Source organism: Curtobacterium sp. 1310 (assembly GCF_017834105.1).
Classification (GTDB): domain Bacteria; phylum Actinomycetota; class Actinomycetes; order Actinomycetales; family Microbacteriaceae; genus Curtobacterium.
Window position 1 is genome coordinate 430,873 of sequence record NZ_JAFICY010000003.1, and the last position, 25,649, is coordinate 456,521.

Consider the following 25,649-nt stretch of genomic DNA (forward strand, 5'->3'; position numbering starts at 1 on the left):
CGCATCCCCACGACCCGGTCTCGACCCGAAGGAGGCTCCGGGACACATGGCCACGCTCTCCGAGATCCTCATCCTCAACGGCGCACTGCCGATCGAACACCTCGACTCGATGACGGGTGACGAAGCGATCGACGAGCGCTCGATCCGCACCCTGGTCGACCAGGGCGTGGTGAGCGAGGCGCAGTACATCACCGCGCGTGCGGCCTCGAACAACGCGCACACCGTCCCGCTGACCGACTACCCGGTCGACGGCACGGCGGTGTCGATGCTGCCCGCGGCGCTCTGCCGTCGGCACGGTGTGCTCGGTGTCGGGTTCGAGGGCGAGACGCTCGTGCTGGCGATGGTGAACCCCTCGAACGTGCTCGCGATCGACGACGCCCGCACCGCCTCCGGTCGCTCGATCAAGCCGCTGCAGGTCGACGAGCGCGACCTGGTGAGCGCCCTCGACCGGTACCTGCGCGCCGACGACGAGCTCAACGACCTGACCTCGTCGTTCGAGGACCAGTCGGCCGCCCCGACCCAGCAGCAGGTGGACCTGACCGACGGCGCGCTCGACGACGTGCCGATCGTCCGCTTCGTGAACCTGCTCGTGTCGCAGGCCATCCAGGACCACGCGTCCGACATCCACATCGAGCCGGGCGAGCACGAGGTCCGGGTGCGCTACCGCATCGACGGCGTGCTGCACGAGATGGCCCCGGCGCCGAAGAACATCCAGAACGGTGTCATCAGCCGGCTCAAGATCATGAGCGACATCGACATCGCCGAGCGTCGGAAGCCGCAGGACGGCCGCATGTCGGTGCGCCACGGCGGTCGGCAGATCGACCTGCGTGTGGCGACGCTGCCGACCGTGTGGGGCGAGAAGGTCGTCATGCGGATCCTCGACAACACGAACACGTCGCTGACGCTCAAGGACCTCAACCTGCTCGAGCAGAACTTCCAGGCGTACCAGCGGTCCTACTCGAAGCCGTACGGCATGATCCTGGTCACCGGGCCCACCGGTTCGGGCAAGTCGACCACGCTGTACACGACGCTGAACGCCGTCGCGAAGCCCGAGATCAACGTCATCACGGTCGAGGACCCGGTCGAGTACCGGATGGCCGGCATCAATCAGGTGCAGGTGAACCCGAAGGCCGGGCTGACGTTCGCGTCCGCGCTGCGCTCGATCCTGCGCTCCGACCCCGACGTGGTGCTCCTCGGTGAGATCCGCGACCACGAGACGGCGCAGATCGCGATCGAGGCCTCGCTCACCGGTCACCTGGTGCTCTCCACGCTGCACACCAACGACGCACCGTCGGCCGTCACCCGTCTGACCGAGATGGACATCGAGCCCTTCCTGGTCGGCTCCGCACTCGACTCGGTGGTCGCCCAGCGTCTGGCCCGCCGGCTCTGCGACCGGTGCAAGGCCCCGGCGGTCTACGAGGCCGAGCAGCTGCACGCGCTCGGGTTCCTCGACCGTGCGGACGCGGCCGTGCCGGAGTTCTACGCACCGATCGGCTGCGCCGTCTGCTCGAACACCGGCTACCGCGGCCGGATCGCCCTGCACGAGGTCATGACCGTCACCGAGGAGATCGAGCGGCTCGCCGTCGCGCGGGCCTCGAGCGCCGAGATCAGCCGCGTCGCCCAGCAGCAGGGCATGCTCACCCTCCGACAGGACGGGTGGGAGAAGGTCAAGCTCGGCATGACCAGCGTCGACGAGATCCTGCGCGTGGTCGCGTAGTCCCGGGAGCACGAGGACGATGAACGAATCGGTGTACGACATCGAGGCCGGCGACGACCCCGTCGCCGGATGGCACCCCGGACAGCCGGGCAACGAGGTCGGCGGTCGTCGGGCTGCGCGGCTCGCTGCCGCTGCTGCGGCCGCTGCGGCGTCGGCACCCTCGGCGTCGTCGAGCGACCGCTCGCCCGTGCCGACGTCGAGCAGTGCCGTGTACGACCTGTCGACCGAGCCCGCGTGGGACGCACCGGCGGCGTGGGGCGGCTCGTCCGCGGCTGCGACCTCCAGCGGATCCTCGTGGCCGCCGCCCGCCGGCGACCCCGTCGCCGTCCCGGTCGCGCAGCCGCAGGCCGCGCCGGCCACGCCCCCGGCGGCCGTCCCCGCGTCGACGGCCGCGTACGGCTACGCCGAGACGGTGACCGAGCACCTGCCGGTGGCGCCCGCGGTACCGACCACGAGCCTCCAGGCCGTCACCACCACGACGCAGGGCCGCGCCGTCGACGCCGGCTCGCACCCCGAGATCGGCTTCACGCGCCACGCGCGCGAGGTCGCCGACGCCGACCTCATCACGGCGCTCTCGCAGGTCGTGTACCAGGGCGCCTCGGACCTCCACGTCACCGCCGACGCCCCGCCCACCGTGCGGGTCGACGGCTCCCTGCGGCCCGCGGTCCCCGGGGGACCCTGGGCACGCAACAAGGTGATCGCCGCACTGAAGACCCTGTTGAGCCCCGAGCAGGCCGGGCAGTTCGACCACGAGCAGGAACTCGACTTCGCGTACTCCCTGTCGCCGGAGTTCCGCTTCCGCGTGAACTACTACCAGCAGCGCGGCAACTGGGGCGCGGCCTTCCGCATCATCCCGACGAAGATCAAGACGCTCAAGCAGCTCGGCATCCCGGAGCACGTGGGGGAGTTCGCGAAGCTGCCCCGCGGCCTCGTGCTCGTCACCGGGCCGACCGGTTCCGGCAAGTCGACGACCCTCGCCGCGCTCATCGACCTGGTCAACGAGACCCGGGCCGACCACATCGTGACGGTCGAGGACCCGATCGAGTTCATGCACGACCACAAGAAGGCGATCATCAACCAGCGCGAGGTCGGGGCGGACACGCACTCGTTCGCCGCCGCGCTGAAGCACGTGCTGCGGCAGGACCCCGACGTCATCCTGATCGGTGAGCTCCGCGACCTCGAGACCATCTCCGTCGCGCTCACCGCGGCCGAGACCGGCCACCTCGTCTTCGCGACGCTGCACACGCAGAGCGCTCCGGGCACCATCGACCGCGTCATCGACGTGTTCCCGCCGCACCAGCAGGGGCAGATCCGAACGCAGCTCGCGGCGACACTCGAGGGTGTCGTCTGCCAGACGCTCGTGCCGAAGGCGAACGGCACCGGCCGGGTCGTCGCCACCGAGATCATGCGGACGACGCCGGCGATCGCGAACCTGGTGCGCGAGGGCAAGACGTACCAGATCACCTCGGCGATGCAGGCCGGCCGAGACGCCGGGATGCACACGATGGACCAGGACCTGGCCGAGCTGGTCAACGTCGGCACCGTCACCCGGGCTGCGGCGATGGAGAAGGTGCACGACGAGGACGGCTTCGACCGGCTCGTCCAGCGCGTCGAGTCGCCCTCCGACTCGTCCGCCGCCGCGATCGCCGCATCCGAGATCGACTTCGGCGACAAGTACTCCGGAGGCCACTGATGTCGCTCGCGTTCGACTACCGGGGCCGCGACGGCGCCGGCAAGCTCGTCAAGGGTCGGCTCGACGCCGCGTCGGAGGGCGCGGTCGTCCAGCGCCTGCGCGGCATGGGCGTCTCGCCGATCGCCATCACCGAGGCGAAGCCCGGCACCGGGCTGCAGACCGAGATCAAGATCCCGGGGCTCGAGAAGGGCGTCGGGCTCAAGGACCTCGCGATCATGTCGCGCCAGGCCTCGACGATGCTCTCGTCCGGGCTCTCGCTCCTGCGTGCGCTGACGATCCTGGCGGGCCAGACCGAGAACAAGAAGCTCAAGGAGATCCTCGGCAAGGTGCGTGACGACGTCGAGCGCGGCGTCTCGTTCTCGGACGCCGTCGCGAAGTACCCGGTCGACTTCCCGCCGATCATGATCAACATGATCCGCGCGGGGGAGACCGGCGGATTCCTCGACCAGGCGATGGACTCGATCGCGACGAACTTCGAGAAGGAGCACAAGCTCCGGTCGACGATCAAGTCGGCCATGACCTACCCGGTCGTGGTGCTCGTGATGTCGCTGCTGGCAGTCGTCGTCATGCTCGTCTTCATCGTGCCGATCTTCCAGGACATGTTCGCGTCGCTCGGTGGGCAGCTGCCGTTGCCGACCCGGATCCTCGTGCAGCTCTCGCACGCGATGCGCTGGGCCGGACCGATCCTGGCGGTACTCGTCGTCGTCGGGTGGCTCTGGTACCGGGGGAACAAGAACACGGACCGCTTCCGGGCGTTCCGGGACCCGATCCTGCTGCGGATGCCGGTCTTCGGGCAGCTGACGAAGAAGATCGTCATCGCCCGGTTCGCCCGGAACTTCTCGAACATGATCGGGGCCGGCGTCCCCATCCTGCAGGCATTGAAGATCGTCGGAGAAGTATCCAACAACTTCGTCGTGCAGAAAGCGCTCGACCGGGTCGCGGAAAGCGTCCGGAAAGGCGAATCGATCGCCGAGCCGCTGGCAAAGGAGAACGTCTTCCCGCCGATGGTCGCGCAGATGATCGCGGTGGGCGAGGACGCCGGTTCGCTCGAGGTCATGCTGGAGAAGATCGCAATCTTCTACGACTCCGAGGTGGAATCGACCACGGAATCCCTGACGTCGCTCATCGAGCCGTTGCTCATCGCATTCCTCGGCGTCGTGGTCGGCGGCATGATCGTCGCGCTCTACCTGCCGATCTTCCAGATCTCCTCGCTCGTCAAGTAACTCGACGGCGCACGCCCTCCGTTCGGGGGTCGGTCAGGAATTCCGCACCCCCGGTACTGGGGGCATTTCGCAGCACGGATCACCCCCGTTCTCGGGATTATGCCCGGAAAGTGCCGTCAATACGCTTGCCAGCGGCGGCGGAGCAGTCTGCGGCACAACCCCCATCGCATTCCCGAGAAGAACGGAACCACCATGTACTTCGCTCTCATGGGCAAGCTCGACGCTCGCCGCAAGGGCCTCCTCGAGGACAAGGAGAAGGGCTTCACGCTCATCGAACTCCTGGTCGTCGTGATCATCATCGGCATCCTCGCCGCGATCGCCATCCCGGTGTACCTGAACGTGCAGAACAACGCGAAGGACGCGTCGGTGAAGTCCGACCTGGCGAACGCGAAGACGGCGGTCATCGCGTTCCAGACGGACAAGAACGGGACGCTGCCGACCAAGGTGCAGTTCGACGACGGCACGACGCTCGTCCCTTATGGGTACACGAAGAGCACCGGAACGACCTTCGACTACAAGCCGGGTGCGTCGGCCGACTCCTTCTGCATCGGCGGACAGGGCGCGACGGCCAAGCCGTTCAACATCACCGCGACCACGGCTGCTACCGACGGCGCTTGCAAGTAACCGCACAACAACTCCGGGAGGCGCCTCACTGTGGTGGGGCGCCTTCCGCCCTCTGACCACGACCGAGGAGGTGACCGTGATCCGCACCCTGCAGCGCGTCCTGCGCCCGGTCGACCCGACGACCCGCGAGTCGGGCCTCTCGGTCATCGAGGTCATGGTCGCCATGATGGTCTTCGCCGTGATGAGCGTCGGGATCGCCTACGGCATCGCGAACACCCTCCAGCTCACCCAGACGAGCCGTGGCCGCGAGACCGCGGTGGCGCTCGCCTCGCAGGACATCGACTCGATGCGGCAGACGGCCGCCGCGACGACCGCCGGCATCTTCAAGGTCATCAGCAAGGACGGGGCGGTCAACACGAAGACCCTCGGCGGCGTGACCTACCAGATCGACCGGTCGGTGCGGTGGGTGCAGAGCGACGGTGCGAGCGGCGCGTGCGGCACCTCGAACGGCAAGCTCGCCTACAAGAGCGTCGTCGCGACGGTGTCCTGGCCGAACGCCCGCGGCGGTACGTCCTCCACGTCGATGACCTCGGCGATCGCCCCGAGCGACGCCGTCACGGACCCGGGCTACGGCACCGTGATCGTCTCGGTCGCGAACGCGTCCGGTGCGCCGTTCGCCGGCGTGACCGTCTCGTTGACGCCGATCTCGGGCAGCGGCGCCGTCGCACCGAGCACCTCCCCGCTGCCGACCGACTCCCAGGGCTGCTCGTACGCGGTCAACGTGGCGCCGGGTGACTACACCGTCACCGCCAGCGTCGCGGGCGGCATCGACACCGACCAGAAGCAGCCCTCCCAGCAGACCCCGATCACCGTTGCCGCCGGCGCGAGCGCCCCCGTCCCGTTCGTCTACGACCGCGCGAGCCGACTGACGCTCGGGTACGCGCAGTCCTACGGGGCGACGCTCCCCACGAACATGCCCACCGTGCTCTCGAGCACCGGCGGCGGGCTCGACACGGTGACGCCCTGGGACACGACGAGCACGACGCTCGCGATCACCTCGACCTCGACGCCCTCGCTCCCGGTCTTCCCCTTCACCTCCGGGTACACGGCCTACGCCGGCCCCTACTCGAACAGCCCGAACGCCAGGGTCAACTGCCTCAGCCCGAGCCCCGCCGCGTGGACCACGCCCAACGCGGACGGAGCGGTCGGAGCCACCCTCGACGTGATCACGACGAGCGCGGGTGAACCCTCGAGCGGTTCCGTGCGCATGGGTGTCGCGACGGTCAAGGGCGTCAAGGGGCGCTACGTCACCGCGGTCTCCTCCGCGAACCCCGGTCCGGGCGATCCGGGCTGCGCAGCGGGCATGACGATGAAGTTCCCGGTGTCGTCCGCGGACACCGCCACCATCGCCCTGCCCTTCGGCACGTGGACCATCTCGTCCGGCACGACGTTCGGGTCGACGTCGCGCAACGAGATCGCCACGAACGCCTCCAACGTCGCGCCGGTCACGCCCGGGACGGTCAACAGGAAGACCGCGCTCATCGTCATCAGCTACGACAACACGCTCACCCTCGACCCGCGCGGGCAGACCTCGTGATGCGGGTGCTCCGTCGCTTCCGGCACGAGGACGACGGCGTCGGGCTCATGGAACTCATCGTCGCGATGAGCATCTCGATGGTGATCCTCGTCGCGGTCGGGGGCTTCTTCACCGCGACGCTGCGTGCCGGGTCGACGAACACCCGGTCCGACCAGAACGCGCGATCGGCGTCGGTCGTGATGAACTCGCTCACCCGCTACGTGCACGCGGCGAGCCTGCTGCCGAAGGCGGACGGCACCTACGCGTCCGCGGTGACCCAGGCCGACGGTTCGAGGATGACGTTCACCGCCTTCGTGAACCTCGACGGCAACGCCACCGACGTCCCGGTGCAGGTGCGGTACTCGCTCAACGGGGCGAAGGGCATCGTGCTCGACCGGTGGACGGGCACCACGACGAAGGGCTTCACGACCTTCCCCGCACCGACGCAGCCGCCCACCACCTCGACCGTCCTCGGCGGAGCGGTGTCCTCCCCGACCGGGGACGGCGACCCGCTCTTCACCTACCTCGGTGCGAACGGGACTGCGCTGCCGACCCTCGCCGACGGTTCCCTGGCCACGACGCAGCTCGGAGCGGTCCGCGCCGTCCGCGTGAACCTCGAGCTCGGAGCCCCCACGGCGGACACCCCGGGCAACACCCACATCCAGAACACGCTGTACCTCTTCAACGTGGCGTACGGCACGAACTCCGGAGCGACACCGTGATCGGCCGGATCAGCGCTGCCCTCCGCCGCGCGCACGGGGACGAACGGGGCATGGCCCTGGCGAACGTCGTGATCTTCGGCACGGTCATGCTCATGCTCGTCGCGACGATGGTCGCGGTGTCCACCTCGGGGGCGGTGAAGTCGGCGACGGATCGGAACTTCCAGAACGCCATGGCCGCGGCGTACGCCGGCCTGGCCGACTACCAGTCGAAGCTGTCCAACGACAACGGCTACGCGCTCTACGGCAACGCGGCAGCACAGTTCAGCAAGACGAGCGGGTCGACGTTCACCGGCGACGACAAGAACACCGCCTTCACCAGCAGCGGCTCGCAGTGGGCGTCCGTCGTGGGCTCCACGGACCAGTTCTTCCGGTACGAGGTCGACAACGCCGACTACTCGTCGAAGGGCGTGCTCCGGGTCCGCGTCACGGGGAAGTCCGGCGGGAGCGTCCGGTCGCTCGTGGCGAACCTCAAGGGCGACGGCTTCATCAACTACCTGTACTTCACGAACTACGAGTCGTCGAGTCCGTCGATCTCCGGCAGTGACTGCACGACCGCCTACCAGTGGCAGGGAGGCGTGTCGAACAGGTGCCAGGCCGTGCAGTTCGCCGGGACCGACGTCCTCAACGGCCCGATCCGGACGAACGACGTCTTCACGGCGGCGTGCGCGACGACCTTCAACGGCAGCGTCGAGCAGCACGACACGCGGGTGCGTCCGTCCAGCGGGACCTGCAGCGGCCAGTTCCTCGGTGGTGACCCGTCACCCGTGCCGTACCTGGGGCTTCCGGCGCTGAACTCGAACATGTCCCAGGAGACCCGGACCGACATCCCGGCGACGGTTCCCCGTCCCGGCTGCCTGTACACGGGCCCGACCCGGGTGACCTTCCTCGGAGGCGGCAAGATGACGGTCTGGTCGCCGTGGTCGAAGGCGACGCAGATCCGGGTGGACAGCCAGTCCGGCGAGGTGTCCGCGAGCGCGGACACCGCGAAGGCAGCGTCGCTCTGCGGGTCGATCGACGCCCTGCAGAGCCAGGGCGGCGCGACGATCCCCACGCTGCCCGCGAACCTCGTGTACGTGCAGGACGTCCCGTCGGCGACGAACAACGTGAACACCTGGTCGGGGACCTTCCCGTCGAAGTACACCAACACCTACTGCACGACGACGGTCACGGTCGGGGCGAACGGCCGGGCGACGACGAAGGCGAACCAGCCGTTCAGCAACGGCATGGGCTACCCGGCCGCAGGGGAGTGGGTGAACGGCCGCAGCGCCGGCCGCAACAACACGACGCAGGCCGGTTCCGCGCCGGACACCTACTCGTGCACCGCCGGCGACGTCTTCGTCAGCGGGCCGTTCGCCGGCGCGATGACGATCGCCTCGTCGGGCACGATCTGGGCGACCGGCAGCGTGACGTACGCCGACCCCACCACCGACATCCTCGGCCTCGTCGGCCAGAACGCGGTCGAGGTGTACAACCCGACCAAGTGCACCTCGTACGCGTCCGACGGCACCGCCTGCAACAACTCGGGGATCGCCCTGCTGAACCGCTCGACCGGGGACGGCATCACCATCAGCGGTGCCATCGCCAGCAACGCCGGGACGTTCTGGAACCAGAACTACGACGTCGGACCGAAGCTCGGCACGCTCAAGGTCGTCGGCTCCATCGCGCAGAACTGGCGCGGACCGGTCGCGACCACCGGGAACACCGGCTTCTCGAAGAACTACGTGTACGACCAGCGGCTGCTCACCACCGCCCCGCCGAAGTTCCTGCAGCCCGTCTCGACCTCGTACGGCGTGACGACGCAGGTCGAGGTGCAGTCCGCGTACCAGGTCGACGGTGCGTGCGCGAGGACGAGCACGGGAGCCTGCCGGTGAGCGCGGTCTGGGTCCTCGCCGCCCTGGCCGGTGTGCTCGGTCTGGCGATCGGCTCCTTCCTCAACGTCGTCGTGCACCGTGTCCCCGCCGGGATCTCCGTCGTCGCGCCGGCGAGCGCGTGCCCGCGGTGCGACCACCCGATCCGCAGGCGGGACAACGTCCCGGTCCTCTCGTGGCTGCTGCTGCGCGCGCGGTGCCGCGACTGCGCCGCTCCCATCTCGGCCCGCTACCCCGCGGTCGAGGGCGCGACCGCGGTCCTGTTCGTGCTCGTCGCCCTCGTCGTCCCCCAGCCGCTCGGCGCCACCACCGTCGGCGAGGCCCTCGGTCGGACCGTGATGCTCGCCGCCCTGCTGTTCCTGATGGCGGTGAGCGTCGCGCTCTCGCTGATCGACCTCGACACGCACCGGCTGCCGAACGCCGTCGTCTACCCGGCTGCCGTCGTGCTGCTGGTGCTCCTCGGCGCGGTGTCCGCGGTGTCCGGGGACTGGGGCGCCCTGCTGCGCGGTCTCCTCGGCGCCGTCGTGCTCGGTGGTGCGTACCTGGTCCTGGCGCTCGCGGTCCCCGGGGGGATGGGGCTCGGCGACGTCAAGCTCGCCGTGGTCCTCGGCCTCGTGCTCGCGTACCTCGGATGGGGACCCCTCGCAGTGGGAGCTTTCGGCGGCTTCCTCGTCGGCGGTACGGTCGCGATCGCACTCGTCGCCGTCGGTCGCGCACGGATGGGCAGCGGAGTCCCCTTCGGGCCGTCGATGCTCGTCGGCGCCTGGATCGGCATCGTCCTCGGCGCACCCCTCTGGTCGGCCTACCTCGGGCTCCTCGGCCTCTCCTGACCCTCAACGAAAGCAGCACCATGGGAAAGAGCATCGTCGGCGTCGACATCGCCGCGTCGTCGATCCGCGCGGTCGAGGTCGGGGACGCCGACCGTGACCGCCCCGTCGTCCTCCGGGTCGCCGAGGTGCCGACACCCGAGGGTGCGGTCAGCCGCGGCGAGGTGCTCGAGCCGAACACGGTGGGGGCCGCGCTGCGGCAGCTCTGGTCGGTCGGCAGGTTCCGGTCGCGCGACGTCGTCCTCGGCATGGGCAACCAGCGGGTCCTCTCGCGTGACCTCACCGTGCCGCACGCTCCGCTCGCGCAGATCCGCGAGAGCCTCCCCTTCCACGTGCAGGACATGCTGCCGGTGCCGGTGGGGGACGCCATCCTCGACTTCTACCCGGTCAGCGAGGGTGTCGACGAGACCGGTCCGGTGATCAAGGGCCTCCTGGTCGCGGCGATCAAGGACGCCGTGCTCGCCAACGTGCGCGCCGTGCGGCTCGCGGGTCTCAACCCGGTCGGTGTCGACCTCATCCCGTTCGCCCTCACCCGGGTCCTGAGCCCGACGCAGGCGCAGCACGGCACCATCGCGATCATCCAGGTCGGTGCGGACACCACGAGCGTCGTGCTGGCCACGGACGGTGTACCGCAGTTCGTGCGGATCATCCCGTCCGGCGGTGACGACATCACCCGGTCGCTCGCCGGTCGACTCGACATCCCCTTCGCCCAGGCCGAGGCGGTGAAGCGGCACTTCGGCATCGGACCGGGGGCCCGCACACCGGACGACGTCCGCGCCGTCGCGGCGGTGTTCGACACGGTGAACGAACTCGTGACGAGCCTCCGCAACACCATCAACTACTACGTCAACACCCGTCCGGACGAGGTCGTCGCCGGGATCGCACTCGTGGGCGGCGGCGCGCAGCTCATCGGGCTGCGCGAGGCACTCGCCGACACGACACACCTGCCGGTCTCGACCCCCTCCGCCTTCCGCGGTGCGGGCTTCGGGCGGGCGGTGCGCGAGGAGGACGTCCTCGCGCACGGCGACTCGGTGGCGGTCGCGTACGGACTCGCGGTGGGGAGCAAGGCAGCATGACCAGCACAGAGGAACGCACGGACGCGATGCAGGGTCGTCGGGGTCGGGCAGGCCGTCGAGCGGCTGCGGACTCGACCGCGGGGCGCACGCCCCGTGTAGACCTCCTGCCCGCGGAGGTCTACGTCGAGCGTCGGCAGCGCGCGGTCACGCGTCGCGCCTGGCTCGGTGTCGTGGTGGCGGCAGCCGCCGTCGTGCTCGCGAGCGGTGGGGCGATGGCGCACCAGATGGCCACGGCGGCGGCGCTGACCGCGGCGCAGGGTGAGACCACGACGCTCCTCGCCCAGCAGCAGCGGTACGCGGAACTGCGTGCGGCAGAACGCGACACCGACCTCCTCGACTCCGCCCGCGCCGTCGGCGGGTCGACGGAGGTCGACTGGGACGGCACGCTCGGCGGCATCCGGGACGTCCTGCCGGCAGACCTCGCGATCAGCGGGATGACCATCGCGTCCGCGACCGTGACGGAGCCGTTCGGGCAGCCGGCGGACGCAGGACCCACGCCGAGGGTCGCCACCCTCACGCTGACCGCCCGGTCGACGACGATCCCGTCCGTCCCGGACTGGACCTCGCGCCTGTCCGGGACCACCGGCTACCTGGACTCGTCGATCTCGTCGATCTCGTACGACGAGGACCGCGGCGAGTACACCTCCGTGATCGAGCTCGAGCTCGATGCGCGGGCCTACGACGGCAAGTACGAGAAGGACGCCGACCGATGACGAAGCACCACCTGTCCCTCGTGATCGCGCTCGTGGTCTGCGCGGTCGTCCTGGCCGGGGGCTGGTTCCTCGGTGTGCAGCCGCAACTCGCGGCGGCGTCGTCGAACCAGGCGCAGCAGAGCACCATCGACGCGACGAACGACAAGAACCGTGCGGAGCTCACGCGGCTCGCCGCGGCGTTCGCCGGACTCGACGCCACGAAGGCCGAACTGGCGCAGCTCCGGGCATCGGTGCCGTCGACGACGGACAGCGAGTCCTTCGTCCGGCAGATCGACGCGAACGCCGCCGCGGCCGGCGTCCAGGTCACGAACGTCACCATCGGGGACGCCACCGCCTACGCCCCCGCCACCGAGCCCACGGCGGAGACGACGGCATCCGCGGCGCCGTCCGCGGCCGCGACCTCGAGCACCGACGAGGACGTGCCCTCGGCGCAGCCGGCGACCGACCCTGCGGTCACCGACGCGAACTTCTCGCTCGTCCCCGTGACGGTGGCGGTGCAGGGGTCGTACGACCAGGCGCTCGCGTTCACGAAGGCGATGCAGTCCGGGTCGCGGCTCTTCCTCGTCTCCGGCATCGCGGCCGCGAGCGAGGAGGAGGACGACGCGCCCCCGATGGAGTCGCAGTCCTGGTCGCTCTCCGGATCGGTCTACGTCTTCACGGACACCTCGTCGACGGCCTCGGCGAACGGCTGACACCCCCTCCGCAGAGCCCCCCGCGAAGTGGGTGCGACACGCCACGCCGCACCCACTTCCGCGACACCCGTCGGTGTGCCTACGATGCTCCCGACGCCGCACTCGCGGCTGCTCACACCCCTCTCGGACGGTCGCCTCAGGACGGCCGTTCCTCGTCGTGCCCGGAGTCGCGCGTGTTGGTCGGAATCGTGGAGTTCCTCGGCTGGTTCGGAGCCGTAACCGTTCTCGCAGGTTACCTGCTGTTCTCACTGGGCAAGATCCCGAACGGGCCGCTCTACCAGTCCCTCAACCTGGTCGGCGGCCTCTCCGTCGCCGTCAACGTCGCCGCGCACCACGCGATCCCGTCGACGATCGTGAACGGCATCTGGGCGGTCATCGCGGTGGTCGTCCTCGTCAGGATGGGCCGCGCACGTCGGGCCGCCGGGAACCAGGCTTCGGCCCGACCGAGCGCGTCGGCCCTGGCGAGCGCGACGGCCCTGCCGACGGCGCCGGTCCTGCACAGCGAGCCGCCGACGACGACGGCGGTCCTGCCGGTCGTCGGGCCGGCCCTGCGCGACCATGAGGCGGAGCCGGGGGAGCACGACCGCGGCGAGTCGCGCCTCCAGGACGGCACCGCGACGGCCCCCGTCGCTCCCATGACGGAGTCCGTCCCCGTCATCACGGCGACCATCGCGCTCGCGCTCGTCGCGGCCGCGCAGCACCAGGCGACCCAGGGCGGCCCCGCGCAGCACCACGTGGCTCAGGACGACTCGGCGCAGCACCGGGCGCCCCAGGACGACTCCGCGCAGCACCAGGCGACCCAGGGCAGCCCCGCAGCGCAGGGACCCCAGCACGCGCAGGAGCACGCCGCACGGTGACGTGACGGCGCCGCGACCCGCCACCCAGGGTGCCCGGCAGTAGCATCGAGCCATGTCCCGGTGGCTGATCGCGACGATGACGTCGGTCCTCTTCATCGCGCTCGTCATCGCGGTGACGGGCTTCGAAGCCCTGCTCGCCGACGTCGAGGCGATCCCGCAGCCGGACGCGAGTCCCTACCTCGGCCCCACGATGGTGGTCGCGGCGGCCGCGGTCGTGTTCCTCGCCACCGCCGCGGGCATCCGCGAGGGCAACCCGGGCGTCACCGGGCTCGTCGCCGCTGCCGGTACGTACCTCGTCATGCTCGGCACGGGTGCGATCGGGTACTCGATGACGCGGGGCGACGGTACCGAGCTCCTCGTGTTCCCGGCGGGGTCCGCGTTGAGCCCGTTCGTCGTGGGGTCCGTCGTCGTGGCGCTGCTCTGCGTCGTCGGCGGCGTCTCCGCCGCCCGCTACCAGGCCCGGCAGCGTCCGGCGGGCGCGACCCCCGGCGTGGAGGGCGACCGCCGCTAGGAGTCACCCGCGCGCTCGGCGCCCCCCGGCTGTCGCGCGCCGTGCATGCGTGCGCCTCCGACCCCGCTCCGACTCCGGCCCGCGCTCCACAGCGCCGGCCACAGCCCCGGTCCCGCGGCGCCGGTCGGCGGTAGGATCCGGGGGCACGCAACAGGCACGACGGGGGACGCATGACCGACCATGAGCCGGACGGGTGGGCACGTGTCCCGCACGTCGACACGATCCGCGGGACGCAGGAAGCACCGGTCCCGGCGGCCGTCCCCGTTGCACGACGGCCTCGTCGCCGGATGCGCCGCGGCGCACTGGTCGGGATCATCGCCGGCGGTGCCGCCGTGGTCCTGCTGCTCGCGACGGGGGTCGTCGGGTACGCGCTCCAGTCCTCCTCGCACTCGGCCGACCGGCCGGTGCGGGCCTTCCTCGACGACCTGACCGCCGGTCACGTCGACGACGCGCTGCGCCTGGCAGGTGTGGACCACGACGACGAGGACGTCCTGCTCACCGACGCCGCCTACGCGAAGGCGTCCGACCGGGTCACCGGGTACCGCATCGCGGCGACGCGCACCGACGGCGACACCGCGACCGTGCGTGCCTACCTCCGTCAGGGCGGCCGGGACGTCGCCTCCACCTTCACGCTCGACCGCACGGGGACCGACTGGGGGGTCTTCCCGGTGTGGGAGCTCGAGGCCCCCGACCTCGGCCGGGTGCAGGTCTCGGTGCGCGGCCCCGGCGGGACCCCGGTCGAGGTCGCCGGCCAGCGTGTCCGGACGTCCGACGACGGCATCGCGAACCTGACCGCGCTGCCCGGGACGTACGACGTGACCGTCGACGGCGGGAAGTGGTTCACGGCAGAGCGCGCCTCCGCTCGTGTCCCCGGGTTCAGCGGGACCGGTTCGGTGCCGGTGTCCTTGACGACGGAGCTCACCGACGACGGCAAACAGGCCGCGCAGCAGGCGGTCGACCGCTGGGTGGACGGCTGCATCGCCTCCACCGACCCCGCCCCCGCGGGCTGCAGCTTCTACGCCTACGGCGAGGACCCGGCGTACACCTACACCAACCAGAAGTGGACGCTCGAGCAGCGCCCGGAGGTCACGGTCGGCGGTTGGCTGTCGCGCGGGTGGACGATCTCGACGACGACGCTCGGCCGCGCCACCTTCACCGCGGACATCTCCGGACCCGACGGTGTCGGCACGGCCACGGCGGGGCCGATGAACGTGAACGCGAGCGGGTACGTGTCGGGCTTCTCCGACGACGGCGCCACCTTCGAGTCCGCCGTCGGGAACGGGTCGTCGGACTCGGGTTCCTGACGCGGACCGGCCCGGACCCGCGGTCGACGGCCGGGAGGCCCGCCCCGCCTCCGCCCCGACCGGTGCGGTCCGGTACGGGGCCGGCCTGGCGCGTCGGCGGGTCGCTCGGAGCGCGACGCGCCCGGATTGATTTCGCCGTGTGACGCGGGTAGTCTCTACCGGGTGTGCGCTCTCGGGCGCGCCCGAAATCCCGGGTCACCCTCGTCGTCCTCGACGAGACCGTACCGGGTCATCCATCCCACGACCTCCCCTCCGCCGTCAGGCGGTGATCAGCGTGGGATGAGGAAGCCGACGGAAGGCGTCGGCCAGAACACGAGCGAAGAACCAGGAGAACAGTTGCCTACCATCCAGCAGCTCGTTCGCAAGGGTCGTACGCCCAAGGTCGTCAAGACCAAGGCGCCGGCACTGAAGGCGAACCCCCAGCAGCGTGGTGTCTGCACCCGCGTCTACACCACCACCCCCAAGAAGCCGAACTCGGCCCTGCGCAAGGTCGCTCGTGTCAAGCTCTCGAACGGCACCGAGGTCACGGCCTACATCCCCGGTGAGGGCCACAACCTGCAGGAGCACTCGATGGTGCTCGTCCGCGGCGGTCGTGTGAAGGACCTCCCCGGTGTGCGCTACAAGATCATCCGCGGTGCCCTGGACACCCAGGCCGTCAAGAACCGTAAGCAGGCCCGCAGCCGCTACGGCGCGAAGAAGGGTTGAGTTAGATGCCTCGTAAGGGTCCCGCCCCGAAGCGTCCCGTCGTCGCCGACCCGGTGTACGGCGCGCCGATCGTCTCGCAGCTCGTCAACAAGATCCTCCTGGACGGCAAGAAGGGCCTCGCCGAGCGCATCGTCTACGATGCACTCGAGGGCGTCACCGCCAAGAACCAGCAGGACGCCGTCGCGACGCTGAAGAAGGCGCTCGACAACGTCCGTCCGACCCTCGAGGTCCGCAGCCGCCGCGTCGGTGGCTCGACCTACCAGGTCCCGGTCGAGGTCAAGCCGCACCGCGCGAACACCCTCGCGCTCCGCTGGCTCACCTCGTACGCCAAGGCCCGTCGCGAGAAGACGATGACCGAGCGTCTCATGAACGAGATCCTCGACGCGTCGAACGGTCTCGGTGCCGCGGTCAAGCGCCGTGAGGACACGCACAAGATGGCCGAGTCGAACAAGGCCTTCGCCCACTACCGCTGGTAAGTCCGGCGCTGGTAGTCCCGGCTCCGGGTGGGTGCCGGCGGTCATGAACCGTCGGCGCCCACCCGGACGCCAACCTCTCCTACAACTCTTCCGGAGGAACCTGTGGCACAGGACGTGCTCACCGACCTGAACAAGGTCCGCAACATCGGCATCATGGCGCACATCGATGCCGGCAAGACCACGACGACCGAGCGCATCCTGTTCTACACGGGCATCACGCACAAGATCGGTGAGGTCCACGACGGCGCCGCGACGATGGACTGGATGGCGCAGGAGCAGGAGCGCGGCATCACGATCACGTCGGCCGCGACGACCTGCTTCTGGGACAACAACCAGATCAACATCATCGACACCCCCGGTCACGTGGACTTCACGGTCGAGGTGGAGCGCTCGCTCCGCGTCCTCGACGGTGCCGTCGCCGTCTTCGACGGCAAGGAGGGCGTCGAGCCCCAGTCCGAGACCGTGTGGCGTCAGGCGGACAAGTACGACGTCCCGCGCATCTGCTTCGTCAACAAGATGGACAAGCTCGGCGCTGACTTCTACTTCACCGTCGACACGATCATCAACCGCCTCGGTGCGGAGCCGCTCGTGCTCCAGCTCCCGATCGGTGCCGAGAACGACTTCGTCGGCGTCATCGACCTCATCGAGATGCACGCCAAGGTCTGGCCCGGCGACGCCAAGGGTGACGTGACCATGGGCGCCCAGTACGAGGTCCAGGAGATCCCGGCGGACCTCCAGGACCGCGCCGAGGAGTACCGCGCGAAGCTGATCGAGCGCGTCGCCGAGACCGACGACGCCCTGCTCGAGAAGTTCTTCGGTGGCGAGGAGCTCACCAAGGACGAGATCAAGGGCGCGATCCGCAAGCTCACGATCGCCTCCGAGGTCTACCCCGTCCTCTGCGGCTCGGCCTTCAAGAACCGCGGCGTCCAGCCGATGCTCGACGCGGTCATCGACTACCTCCCGTCCCCGCTCGACGTGCCGCCGATGATCGGCCACGACGTCAAGGACGAGGAGAAGGAGATCATCCGCAAGCCCGACGCCACCGAGCCGTTCTCGGCCCTGGCGTTCAAGGTCGCGGTGCACCCCTTCTTCGGTCGTCTGACCTACGTCCGCGTGTACTCCGGCTCGATCGAGTCCGGTGCCCAGGTCATCAACTCGACCAAGGGCAAGAAGGAGCGCATCGGCAAGATCTTCCAGATGCACTCCAACAAGGAGAACCCGGTCGACAACGTCACCGCCGGTCACATCTACGCGGTCATCGGCCTCAAGGACACCACCACCGGTGACACCCTGTGCGACCCGTCGGACCAGGTCGTCCTCGAGTCGATGACGTTCCCGGAGCCGGTGATCGAGGTCGCCATCGAGCCGAACACGAAGGCCGACCAGGAGAAGCTCTCCACGGCCATCCAGAAGCTCGCGGAAGAGGACCCGACGTTCCGCGTCGAGCTCAACGCCGAGACCGGTCAGACGACGATCAAGGGCATGGGCGAGCTCCACCTCGACATCCTCGTCGACCGCATGAAGCGCGAGTTCAAGGTCGAGGCGTCCGTCGGCAAGCCGCAGGTGGCCTACCGCGAGACCCTGACCAAGGTCGTCGAGCGCTACGACTACACGCACAAGAAGCAGACCGGTGGTTCCGGCCAGTTCGCGAAGGTGCAGATCGCCCTCGAGCCGATGGAAGTCACGGCCGAGAAGGTCTACGAGTTCGAGAACGCCGTCACCGGTGGTCGCGTCCCGCGTGAGTACATCCCGTCGGTCGACGCCGGCATCCAGGACGCCATGCAGGTCGGCATCCTCGCCGGGTACCCGACCGTCGGCGTGAAGGCCATCCTCAAGGACGGCGCGGCGCACGACGTCGACTCGTCCGAGATGGCGTTCAAGATCGCCGGTTCCATCGCCTACAAGGAGGCCGCCCGCAAGGCCGGTCCCGCCATCCTCGAGCCGATCATGGCCGTCGAGGTGCGTACTCCCGAGGAGTACATGGGCGACGTCATCGGTGACCTGAACTCCCGTCGTGGCCAGATCGCCTCGATGGAGGACGCCTCGGGCGTCAAGGTGGTCCGCGCGAGCGTGCCGCTGTCCGAGATGTTCGGCTACGTCGGGGACCTCCGGTCCAAGACCTCTGGTCGTGCGGTCTACTCGATGACCTTCGAGACCTACAGCCAGGTCCCGGCCAAGGTCGCCGAGGAGATCATCGCGAAGAACAGCGGAGAGTAACGCTCCGGCGTTCTCTCCACAGGCGAGGGTGCCCGGCGACGGGCCCCTCGTCACCAAGTACAGTTAGACACACACCCTGCTCGCCAACGGTCGTCAGACCGGGGGCGTGCTCTCCGAGTCCTGAGGAGGACCCACAGTGGCCAAGGCCAAGTTCGAGCGGACCAAGCCGCACGTCAACATCGGAACCATCGGTCACGTCGACCACGGCAAGACCACGCTCACGGCGGCGATCACCAAGGTTCTGCACGACCAGTACCCGGACCTCAACGAGGCCCGTGACTTCGCTCAGATCGACAGCGCTCCCGAGGAGCGCGACCGCGGCATCACGATCAACATCTCCCACGTCGAGTACCAGACCGACAAGCGCCACTACGCGCACGTCGACGCTCCGGGTCACGCCGACTACGTGAAGAACATGATCACCGGTGCGGCGCAGATGGACGGCGCGATCCTCGTGGTCGCCGCCACCGACGGCCCGATGCCCCAGACGCGTGAGCACGTGCTGCTCGCCCGCCAGGTCGGCGTCCCCTACATCGTCGTCGCGCTGAACAAGTCCGACATGGTGGACGACGAGGAGATCCTGGAGCTCGTCGAGCTCGAGGTCCGTGAGCTCCTCGGCTCGCAGGAGTTCGACGAGGACGCCCCCGTCGTGCAGGTCTCGGCGCTCAAGGCGCTCGAGGGCGACGAGAAGTGGGTCAAGTCCGTCCAGGACCTGATGTCCGCCGTCGACGAGAACGTCCCGGACCCGGTGCGCGCCACCGACCAGCCGTTCCTCATGCCGATCGAGGACGTCTTCACGATCACCGGTCGTGGCACCGTCGTCACCGGTCGTGTCGAGCGTGGCACGCTGGACCTCAACTCCGAGGTCGAGATCGTCGGCATCCGCCCGACGCAGAAGACCACGGTCACGGGCATCGAGATGTTCCGCAAGCTGCTGGACAAGGCTGAGGCGGGCGACAACACCGGTCTCCTCATCCGTGGCCTCAAGCGCGAGGACGTCGAGCGCGGCCAGGTCGTCGTGAAGCCGGGTTCGGTCACGCCGCACACCGAGTTCAAGGCGAACGCGTACATCCTGACCAAGGAAGAGGGCGGTCGTCACAACCCGTTCTACGCGAACTACCGTCCGCAGTTCTACTTCCGCACCACGGACGTCACCGGCGTCATCACGCTGCCCGAGGGCACCGAGATGGTCATGCCCGGCGACACCGTCGCCATGTCGGTCGAGCTGATCCAGCCGATCGCGATGGAGGCCGGCCTCCGCTTCGCCATCCGTGAGGGTGGCCGCACGGTCGGCGCCGGTACGGTCGAGGAGATCGTCAAGTAACTCCCGGTTCTCCGGAAGACACTGCGCCAGCGGGGTCGGGCCTTCGGGTCCGGCCCCGCTTCGTCGTTCCCGGCGGACCTCTGGGCTCCTCCGGGAGCGTTCCCGGTGACGGGTCCCAGGCGCTGACGGGCAACATCGTCGGAGTGACCCGTCTCCGCCGCTCCGCGACCAACGGTCGTGGCTACCACCGTGTCCGCAGCGGCAAGGGCTTCTCGTACCGCGACCCGGACGGGAAGACCGTCACGGACGAGGCCGTCCGGCAGCGCCTCGAGGACCTCGTGATCCCGCCGGCCTGGGACGACGTGTGGATCTCACCGTACGAGAACGGGCACATCCTCGCGACCGGCAAGGACGGCGTCGGCCGCCGCCAGTACATGTACCACCCCGGCTGGCGCGAGCGGATGGACCGCATCAAGTACGACCGCGCGCTGGCCCTGGCGGAGTCGCTGCCGTCCGCACGACGGATGGTCACGCAGGACCTGCGACGGCCCGAGCCCGACCGCCGACGTGCCCTCGCCGCGGCCTTCCGGATGCTCGACCAGGGCTCGCTCCGGGTCGGGTCCGAGCGGTACGCCACCGAGCACGGCAGCCGCGGGCTGTCGACGCTGCTCTGTGCGCACGCGCACGTGTCGGGCGACGACATCGAGCTCGACTTCCCGGGCAAGAGCGGCCAGGAGTGGTCCTCGACCATCCACGACCACGACCTCGCGCGGGTCATCGCCGGGATGAAGCGGCGTGGCCCGAACGCCCGCCTGCTGTCGTTCCGCGACGGACGGGGTGCGGAGTGGGAGCCCCTCGCCGCCGAGGACATCAACGAGTACGTGAAGGAGCGCGCCGGCGACGAGTTCACGGCGAAGGACTTCCGCACCCTGCACGGCACGGTGGCCGCCGCCGTGGACCTCGCGCGCACCGGACCCCAACCCAGCGAGGCGAAGCGCAAGAAGGCCGTCTCGCACGCCGTGAAGGCCGCGAGCGAGGAGCTGGGCAACACGCCGACCGTGTGCCGGCAGAGCTACATCGACCCGCGGCTGCTCGACGCGTACCAGCACGGCGAGACCATCGACCCCGAGCGCCTGCACGCAGCCGAGTCCGAGGTGCGTGCCCTGCTCTACCGACAGTGACGGAAGGGGGCGGATCATGACGTACGGTTGGACACCGTGCCCGACCTCCCCCACCCGGGCACGGAAGGACCCCTCCCAGTCGTGACCGACGAGTGCATCCACGGTTTCCCCACCGAGCTCTGCGACATCTGCTCCCCCCGACAGGCCGAGGTGCCTGCCGTCCCCACCACGCCGACGCCCCGTCGGACCCGCATCACCACCGACCTCCGCTCCACCCCGGCGCCCGCGCGCGGCTCGTCGTCGCTCCGGTCTCCCGCGGCTCCCGAGCTGCCGGAGCCCCGCGTCTTCGCGTCGCTCCGCGCGCACCACGCCACCCACGTCGACAACCTGTCGTCGATCGTCGCCGAGGGTGCGATCCTCGCTGCCGACGCGGCCGCCCCGGTCGTCGACGTCAGCTCGGCCGAGACGCGGGCCGCCCGCGCCGAGGCGAGTGCTCCCGACGGCGGACCCGTCTCCGGGCACGTGCCCTTCACCCTCTCGCCCGACGCCACCCGCTGGGACGAGCTCCGTCACGGTGCCGAGGGCACCCGGTGGTCGGACGCCGCCCGCCGCACCCGCGCGACCGAGTACGTCGTGCTCGTCGTGCCGGTGTCCGCGTTCGGCGCGTCGGTGATCGTGGCCGACCAGGACGCCGACGCCGACGACGTGCGGTTCGCCGTCGGTCCCGAGGCCGCGACGAACCTGATCCGCCGGACCGACTTCACCGACCCGGACATGCACGGGCTCGAGCTGCTCGCCGGTCCCCGGGTGCCGTTCTCGTCCGTCGCCGTGATCGGTGTGCCGAACGACCGCGTCCGACAGCAGGTCAAGTCGCTGCTCGCGCAGCACCGGGTCACCGGGCCCCGCGTCGCGGTCTTCCCGCCCTGGTTCGTCCCGCCCGTGCCCGAGGAGTTCTGACCGGGTCGGACGACCTCCCCACCATCGTGCCCGCTCGGCCTCGCCGAGCGGGCACGATCCGTTCCTCAGGGTTCGCCGGGCTGCCCGGTCCTCCACTGCGCCGTGCCGAGCGGGCCGTTTCCGTCACGCTCGGCACCTCGACCCGACCGATCCCGCCCGCTCGGCGCGCACCGCGCGGCGTGTCCTGCCGGCTCGCGGAGCGACGGGGCCGCACCGGCGCCCGCCGGAGCAGCGCCGGCGTGACCGATCCCGGCCACCGGAGGCGCCGCCGCGAGCACACCGAGCACCTCGGGAACGCGCCCGACGCGCCCGGGGTGCGCCGTGCCTCCAGGCCGACCGGAACCCCGCCGTTCCGGGGGAGCGAGCCGCTCCGCGCCCCACGGAATCCGACGACACGCCCGGGTTGCACGCAGGGACGTGCTGTGCGAGACTTGTCCGGTTCCGAATTCCGCGGGCGTTCGCGCGCGCAGGATCACTGCTCTGGCAGTGCACAACCCCTCCGTCCAGCGGAGCTGGGTTGGGCCGCAGGCAGCAGAACACGATCGAGTCCCTCGTGAGCGCCTGGCCACTGCTGTGTCCAGGTGTGGGGGAAGCGACATGCCCACGCTGGACGGCCACGGTCGCCCTGCGCGGTTGACAGGAGAACAGCGGTCATCCCCCGAGGATGCGGCCGGTTGGTTCAGGAAAACAGCCAAGCCCTGCAGGAATGCACGGTGACGGCGGCGTCAGGCGGCCCGAGGGTGCGCGGCGCAGAGAGGACAGAGAGACACATGGCGGGACAGAAGATCCGCATCCGGCTCAAGTCGTACGACCACGAGGTCATCGACACGTCGGCCCGGAAGATCGTCGACACGGTGACCCGTGCCGGTGCGACCGTGGTCGGCCCGGTGCCGCTCCCCACCGAGAAGAACGTGGTCACCGTGATCCGTTCGCCCCACAAGTACAAGGACTCGCGCGAGCACTTCGAGAAGCGCACGCACAAGCGGGTCATCGACATCGTCGACCCGACGCCGAAGGCCGTCGACTCGCTCATGCGACTCGACCTCCCGGCTGACGTCAACATCGAGATCAAGCTGTAAGGGGGACCGACCAATGGCGAACTCAACCAAGACCGTCAAGGGCCTCCTCGGCAAGAAGCTCGGGATGACCCAGGTGTGGGACGAGAACAACAAGTTCATCCCCGTCACCGTGATCGAGGTCGGCCCGAACGTGGTCACCCAGATCCGCAACGTCGAGCGCGACGGCTACGAGGCGATCCAGATCGCCGCCGGTGCCATCGACCCGCGCAAGGTGAACAAGCCGGCCGCCGGCCACTTCGAGGCTGCCGGTGTGACCCCGCGTCGCACCCTCACCGAGATCCGCACCAACGACTCCGCCGAGTACACGCTCGGCCAGGAGCTCACCGTCGACACCTTCGAGGCCGGCCAGAAGGTCGACGTCGTCGGGACGTCGAAGGGCAAGGGCTTCGCCGGTGTCATGAAGCGCCACGGCTTCGCCGGTGTGTCCGCTTCGCACGGTGCCCACCGCAACCACCGCAAGCCCGGTTCGATCGGTGCTTCGTCGACCCCGTCGCGTGTCTTCAAGGGCATGCGCATGGCCGGCCGCATGGGTGGCGAGCGCGTGACCGTCCTCAACCTCACGGTGCACGCCGTCGACGCCGAGAAGGGTCTGCTGCTCGTCAAGGGCGCCGTCCCCGGTGCGCGCGGTCGCTCCGTCTTCGTCCGCACCGCCGTGAAGGGTAAGTGATCATGGCCACCGAGACCGCAACCACGATCGACGTCCTCGACGCGACCGGAGCCGTCGCCGGCAGCATCGAGCTGCCCGCCGCGCTCTTCGACGTCGAGACCAACGTCCCGCTGATCCACCAGGTCGTCACCGCGCAGCTCGCCGCCGCGCGTCAGGGCACCCACAAGACCAAGAACCGCGGCGAGGTCCGCGGTGCTGGTCGCAAGCCGTTCAAGCAGAAGGGCACCGGCCGCTCCCGTCAGGGTTCGGTCCGCGCTCCGGAGCACACCGGCGGTGGCGTCGTCCACGGACCGACCCCGCGCGACTACTCGCAGCGCACCCCGAAGAAGATGATCGCCGCAGCCTTGCTCGGCTCGCTCTCGGACCGCGCCCGCGGTGGCCGCATCTCCGCTGTCGAGTCCTTCGTCGCGGCCGAGGTGCCGTCGACCAAGACCGCTCGCACGCTCATCGAGAAGGTCGCGCCCGTCAAGAACGTGCTCGTCGTGCTCGAGTCGGACGACGAGCTCACGCTCAAGTCGATCCGCAACCTGCCGGGTGTCCACGCACTCTCGTACGGCCAGCTCAACGCCTACGACGTGCTCAAGTCGGATGCCCTCGTCTTCAGCAAGAGCGCACTCGACGCCTTCATCGCGTCGAAGACCGCGAAGGAGATCTCCGCATGAGCGGCTTCAACAAGGACCCGCGCGACATCATCATCTCGCCGGTCGTCTCGGAGAAGAGCTACGGCCTGATCGACCAGGGCAAGTACACGTTCATCGTGGACCCCCGTTCGAACAAGACCGAGATCAAGCTCGCCATCGAGAAGATCTTCGACGTCAAGGTCGCGAGCATCAACACGCTGAACCGTCCGGGCAAGACCCGTCGCACGAAGTTCGGCCTGGGCAAGCGCAAGGACACCAAGCGCGCCATCGTGACGCTCAAGTCCGGTTCGATCGACATCTTCACGGCTGTCGGCTGAGGACCAGAGGGATAAATCATGGCTATTCGTAACTACAAGCCGACGACCCCCGGTCGTCGCGGCTCGTCGGTCGCCGACTTCGCTGAGATCACCCGTTCGACGCCGGAGAAGTCGCTGCTTCGTCCGCTGCCGAAGACCGGTGGCCGCAACAGCTCGGGCCGCATCACCACCCGCCACATCGGTGGTGGCCACAAGCGCCAGTACCGCGTGATCGACTTCCGTCGTCACGACAAGGACGGCGTGGACGCCAAGGTCGCACACATCGAGTACGACCCGAACCGCACCGCGCGCATCGCGCTCCTGCACTACGTCGACGGCACGAAGCGCTACATCATCGCGCCGAACAAGCTCAAGCAGGGCGACGTCATCGAGCAGGGCCCCGGCGCCGACATCAAGCCCGGCAACAACCTGCCGCTGCGCAACATCCCCGTGGGTACGGTCATCCACGCGATCGAGCTCCGCCCCGGTGGCGGCGCGAAGATGGCGCGTTCGGCCGGTGCCTCGGTGCGTCTCGTCGCCAAGGACGGCCCCTACGCGCAGCTCCGCCTGCCGTCGGGCGAGGTCCGCAACGTCGACGCCCGCTGCCGCGCCACGATCGGCGAGGTCGGCAACGCCGAGCAGTCCAACATCAACTGGGGCAAGGCCGGCCGCATGCGCTGGAAGGGCGTCCGCCCGACCGTGCGTGGTGTCGCGATGAACCCGGTCGACCACCCGCACGGTGGTGGTGAGGGCAAGACGTCCGGTGGTCGTCACCCGGTCAGCCCCTGGGGCCAGGCCGAGGGTCGTACGCGCAAGCCGAACAAGCCGAGCGACAAGCTCATCGTCCGTCGCCGTAACGCCGGCAAGAAGCGCAAGTAGGAGT

At 69.6% G+C, this 25,649-nt stretch carries 25 protein-coding genes; all 25 read left to right on the top strand.

All coding sequences use genetic code 11. The features are described 5' to 3' along the window. Nucleotides 1–46 precede the first annotated feature (46 nt). Nucleotides 47–1,717 (top strand): GspE/PulE family protein, encoded by a 1,671-nt coding sequence (locus tag JOD95_RS10390; protein ID WP_209684897.1) that lies wholly within the window; start codon nt 47–49, stop codon nt 1,715–1,717. A gap of 19 nt (nt 1,718–1,736) precedes the next feature. Then, a complete protein-coding gene (locus tag JOD95_RS10395; RefSeq protein WP_209684898.1) occupies nt 1,737–3,410 on the top strand; it encodes a type IV pilus twitching motility protein PilT in 1,674 nt (557 codons plus the stop codon). Continuing rightward, nucleotides 3,410–4,633 (top strand): type II secretion system F family protein, encoded by a 1,224-nt coding sequence (locus JOD95_RS10400; protein ID WP_081985133.1) that lies wholly within the window; start codon nt 3,410–3,412, stop codon nt 4,631–4,633. The genes JOD95_RS10395 and JOD95_RS10400 overlap by 1 nt, the downstream gene beginning before the upstream one ends. Nucleotides 4,634–4,825: 192 nt before the next feature. Beyond that, nucleotides 4,826–5,257, top strand: a complete 432-nt coding sequence (locus JOD95_RS16950; RefSeq protein ID WP_307810419.1) for a prepilin-type N-terminal cleavage/methylation domain-containing protein — start codon at nt 4,826–4,828, stop codon at nt 5,255–5,257. 76 nt (nt 5,258–5,333) lie between these two features. Continuing rightward, complete coding sequence (locus JOD95_RS10410) at nt 5,334–6,794, top strand: hypothetical protein (protein ID WP_209684899.1); 1,461 nt, start codon at nt 5,334–5,336, stop codon at nt 6,792–6,794. Next, nucleotides 6,791–7,495 (top strand): type II secretion system protein J, encoded by a 705-nt coding sequence (locus tag JOD95_RS10415; RefSeq protein WP_209684900.1) that lies wholly within the window; start codon nt 6,791–6,793, stop codon nt 7,493–7,495. The genes JOD95_RS10410 and JOD95_RS10415 overlap by 4 nt, the downstream gene beginning before the upstream one ends. A 50-nt stretch (nt 7,496–7,545) precedes the next feature. After that, nucleotides 7,546–9,366 (top strand): hypothetical protein, encoded by a 1,821-nt coding sequence (locus tag JOD95_RS10420; RefSeq protein ID WP_144411393.1) that lies wholly within the window; start codon nt 7,546–7,548, stop codon nt 9,364–9,366. Continuing rightward, nucleotides 9,363–10,193, top strand: a complete 831-nt coding sequence (locus tag JOD95_RS10425; protein WP_066658783.1) for an A24 family peptidase — start codon at nt 9,363–9,365, stop codon at nt 10,191–10,193. The genes JOD95_RS10420 and JOD95_RS10425 overlap by 4 nt, the downstream gene beginning before the upstream one ends. A 20-nt stretch (nt 10,194–10,213) precedes the next feature. After that, on the top strand, nt 10,214–11,266 hold the full coding sequence (gene pilM, locus JOD95_RS10430; protein WP_066657057.1) for a type IV pilus assembly protein PilM: 1,053 nt from the start codon (nt 10,214–10,216) through the stop codon (nt 11,264–11,266). Continuing rightward, the gene (locus JOD95_RS10435) at nt 11,263–11,979 is read left to right on the top strand and encodes a hypothetical protein (RefSeq protein ID WP_066657054.1); all 717 of its coding nucleotides are present in this window, start codon (nt 11,263–11,265) and stop codon (nt 11,977–11,979) included. The genes pilM and JOD95_RS10435 overlap by 4 nt, the downstream gene beginning before the upstream one ends. Beyond that, nucleotides 11,976–12,671, top strand: coding sequence for a hypothetical protein (locus tag JOD95_RS10440; protein ID WP_066657051.1), 696 nt, complete (start codon nt 11,976–11,978; stop codon nt 12,669–12,671). Before JOD95_RS10435 ends, JOD95_RS10440 begins: the two co-directional genes overlap by 4 nt. Nucleotides 12,672–12,844: 173 nt before the next feature. Further along, nucleotides 12,845–13,528 (top strand): hypothetical protein, encoded by a 684-nt coding sequence (locus tag JOD95_RS10445; RefSeq protein ID WP_209684901.1) that lies wholly within the window; start codon nt 12,845–12,847, stop codon nt 13,526–13,528. A 52-nt stretch (nt 13,529–13,580) separates the two neighbouring features. Then, nucleotides 13,581–14,039, top strand: coding sequence for a DUF6121 family protein (locus tag JOD95_RS10450; protein WP_066657046.1), 459 nt, complete (start codon nt 13,581–13,583; stop codon nt 14,037–14,039). Between the two features lie 170 nt (nt 14,040–14,209). Then, nucleotides 14,210–15,343, top strand: coding sequence for a hypothetical protein (locus JOD95_RS10455; protein WP_209684902.1), 1,134 nt, complete (start codon nt 14,210–14,212; stop codon nt 15,341–15,343). Nucleotides 15,344–15,679: 336 nt separating this feature from the next. Then, nucleotides 15,680–16,048: a 30S ribosomal protein S12 gene (gene rpsL, locus JOD95_RS10460; RefSeq protein WP_058728453.1), complete on the top strand. Its 369-nt coding sequence runs from the start codon at nt 15,680–15,682 to the stop codon at nt 16,046–16,048. Nucleotides 16,049–16,053: 5 nt separating this feature from the next. Continuing rightward, nucleotides 16,054–16,524 carry a 30S ribosomal protein S7 gene (rpsG, locus tag JOD95_RS10465; protein ID WP_058742332.1) on the top strand — a complete coding sequence of 157 codons (471 nt, stop codon included), beginning with the start codon at nt 16,054–16,056 and terminating at the stop codon, nt 16,522–16,524. Between the two features lie 102 nt (nt 16,525–16,626). After that, entirely contained in the window at nt 16,627–18,741 is a 2,115-nt protein-coding gene (gene fusA, locus JOD95_RS10470) for an elongation factor G (protein ID WP_066657042.1), read from the top strand. A gap of 136 nt (nt 18,742–18,877) precedes the next feature. Then, nucleotides 18,878–20,065 (top strand): elongation factor Tu, encoded by a 1,188-nt coding sequence (gene tuf, locus JOD95_RS10475; RefSeq protein ID WP_058728450.1) that lies wholly within the window; start codon nt 18,878–18,880, stop codon nt 20,063–20,065. A gap of 143 nt (nt 20,066–20,208) precedes the next feature. Continuing rightward, the gene (locus JOD95_RS10480) at nt 20,209–21,186 is read left to right on the top strand and encodes a DNA topoisomerase IB (RefSeq protein ID WP_066657035.1); all 978 of its coding nucleotides are present in this window, start codon (nt 20,209–20,211) and stop codon (nt 21,184–21,186) included. Between the two features lie 36 nt (nt 21,187–21,222). Next, on the top strand, nt 21,223–22,083 hold the full coding sequence (locus tag JOD95_RS10485) for a DarT ssDNA thymidine ADP-ribosyltransferase family protein (protein WP_209684903.1): 861 nt from the start codon (nt 21,223–21,225) through the stop codon (nt 22,081–22,083). A 770-nt stretch (nt 22,084–22,853) separates the two neighbouring features. Continuing rightward, a complete protein-coding gene (gene rpsJ / locus JOD95_RS10490) occupies nt 22,854–23,162 on the top strand; it encodes a 30S ribosomal protein S10 (protein WP_022903286.1) in 309 nt (102 codons plus the stop codon). A gap of 13 nt (nt 23,163–23,175) precedes the next feature. Next, nucleotides 23,176–23,829, top strand: a complete 654-nt coding sequence (gene rplC / locus JOD95_RS10495) for a 50S ribosomal protein L3 (protein ID WP_022903285.1) — start codon at nt 23,176–23,178, stop codon at nt 23,827–23,829. Between the two features lie 2 nt (nt 23,830–23,831). Further along, complete coding sequence (rplD, locus tag JOD95_RS10500; protein WP_066657033.1) at nt 23,832–24,491, top strand: 50S ribosomal protein L4; 660 nt, start codon at nt 23,832–23,834, stop codon at nt 24,489–24,491. Next, a complete protein-coding gene (gene rplW, locus JOD95_RS10505; protein WP_058742338.1) occupies nt 24,488–24,787 on the top strand; it encodes a 50S ribosomal protein L23 in 300 nt (99 codons plus the stop codon). Before rplD ends, rplW begins: the two co-directional genes overlap by 4 nt. Before the next feature lie 18 nt (nt 24,788–24,805). Next, nucleotides 24,806–25,645, top strand: a complete 840-nt coding sequence (gene rplB, locus JOD95_RS10510; protein WP_058728264.1) for a 50S ribosomal protein L2 — start codon at nt 24,806–24,808, stop codon at nt 25,643–25,645. The last annotated feature ends 4 nt before the right edge of the window (nt 25,646–25,649 follow it).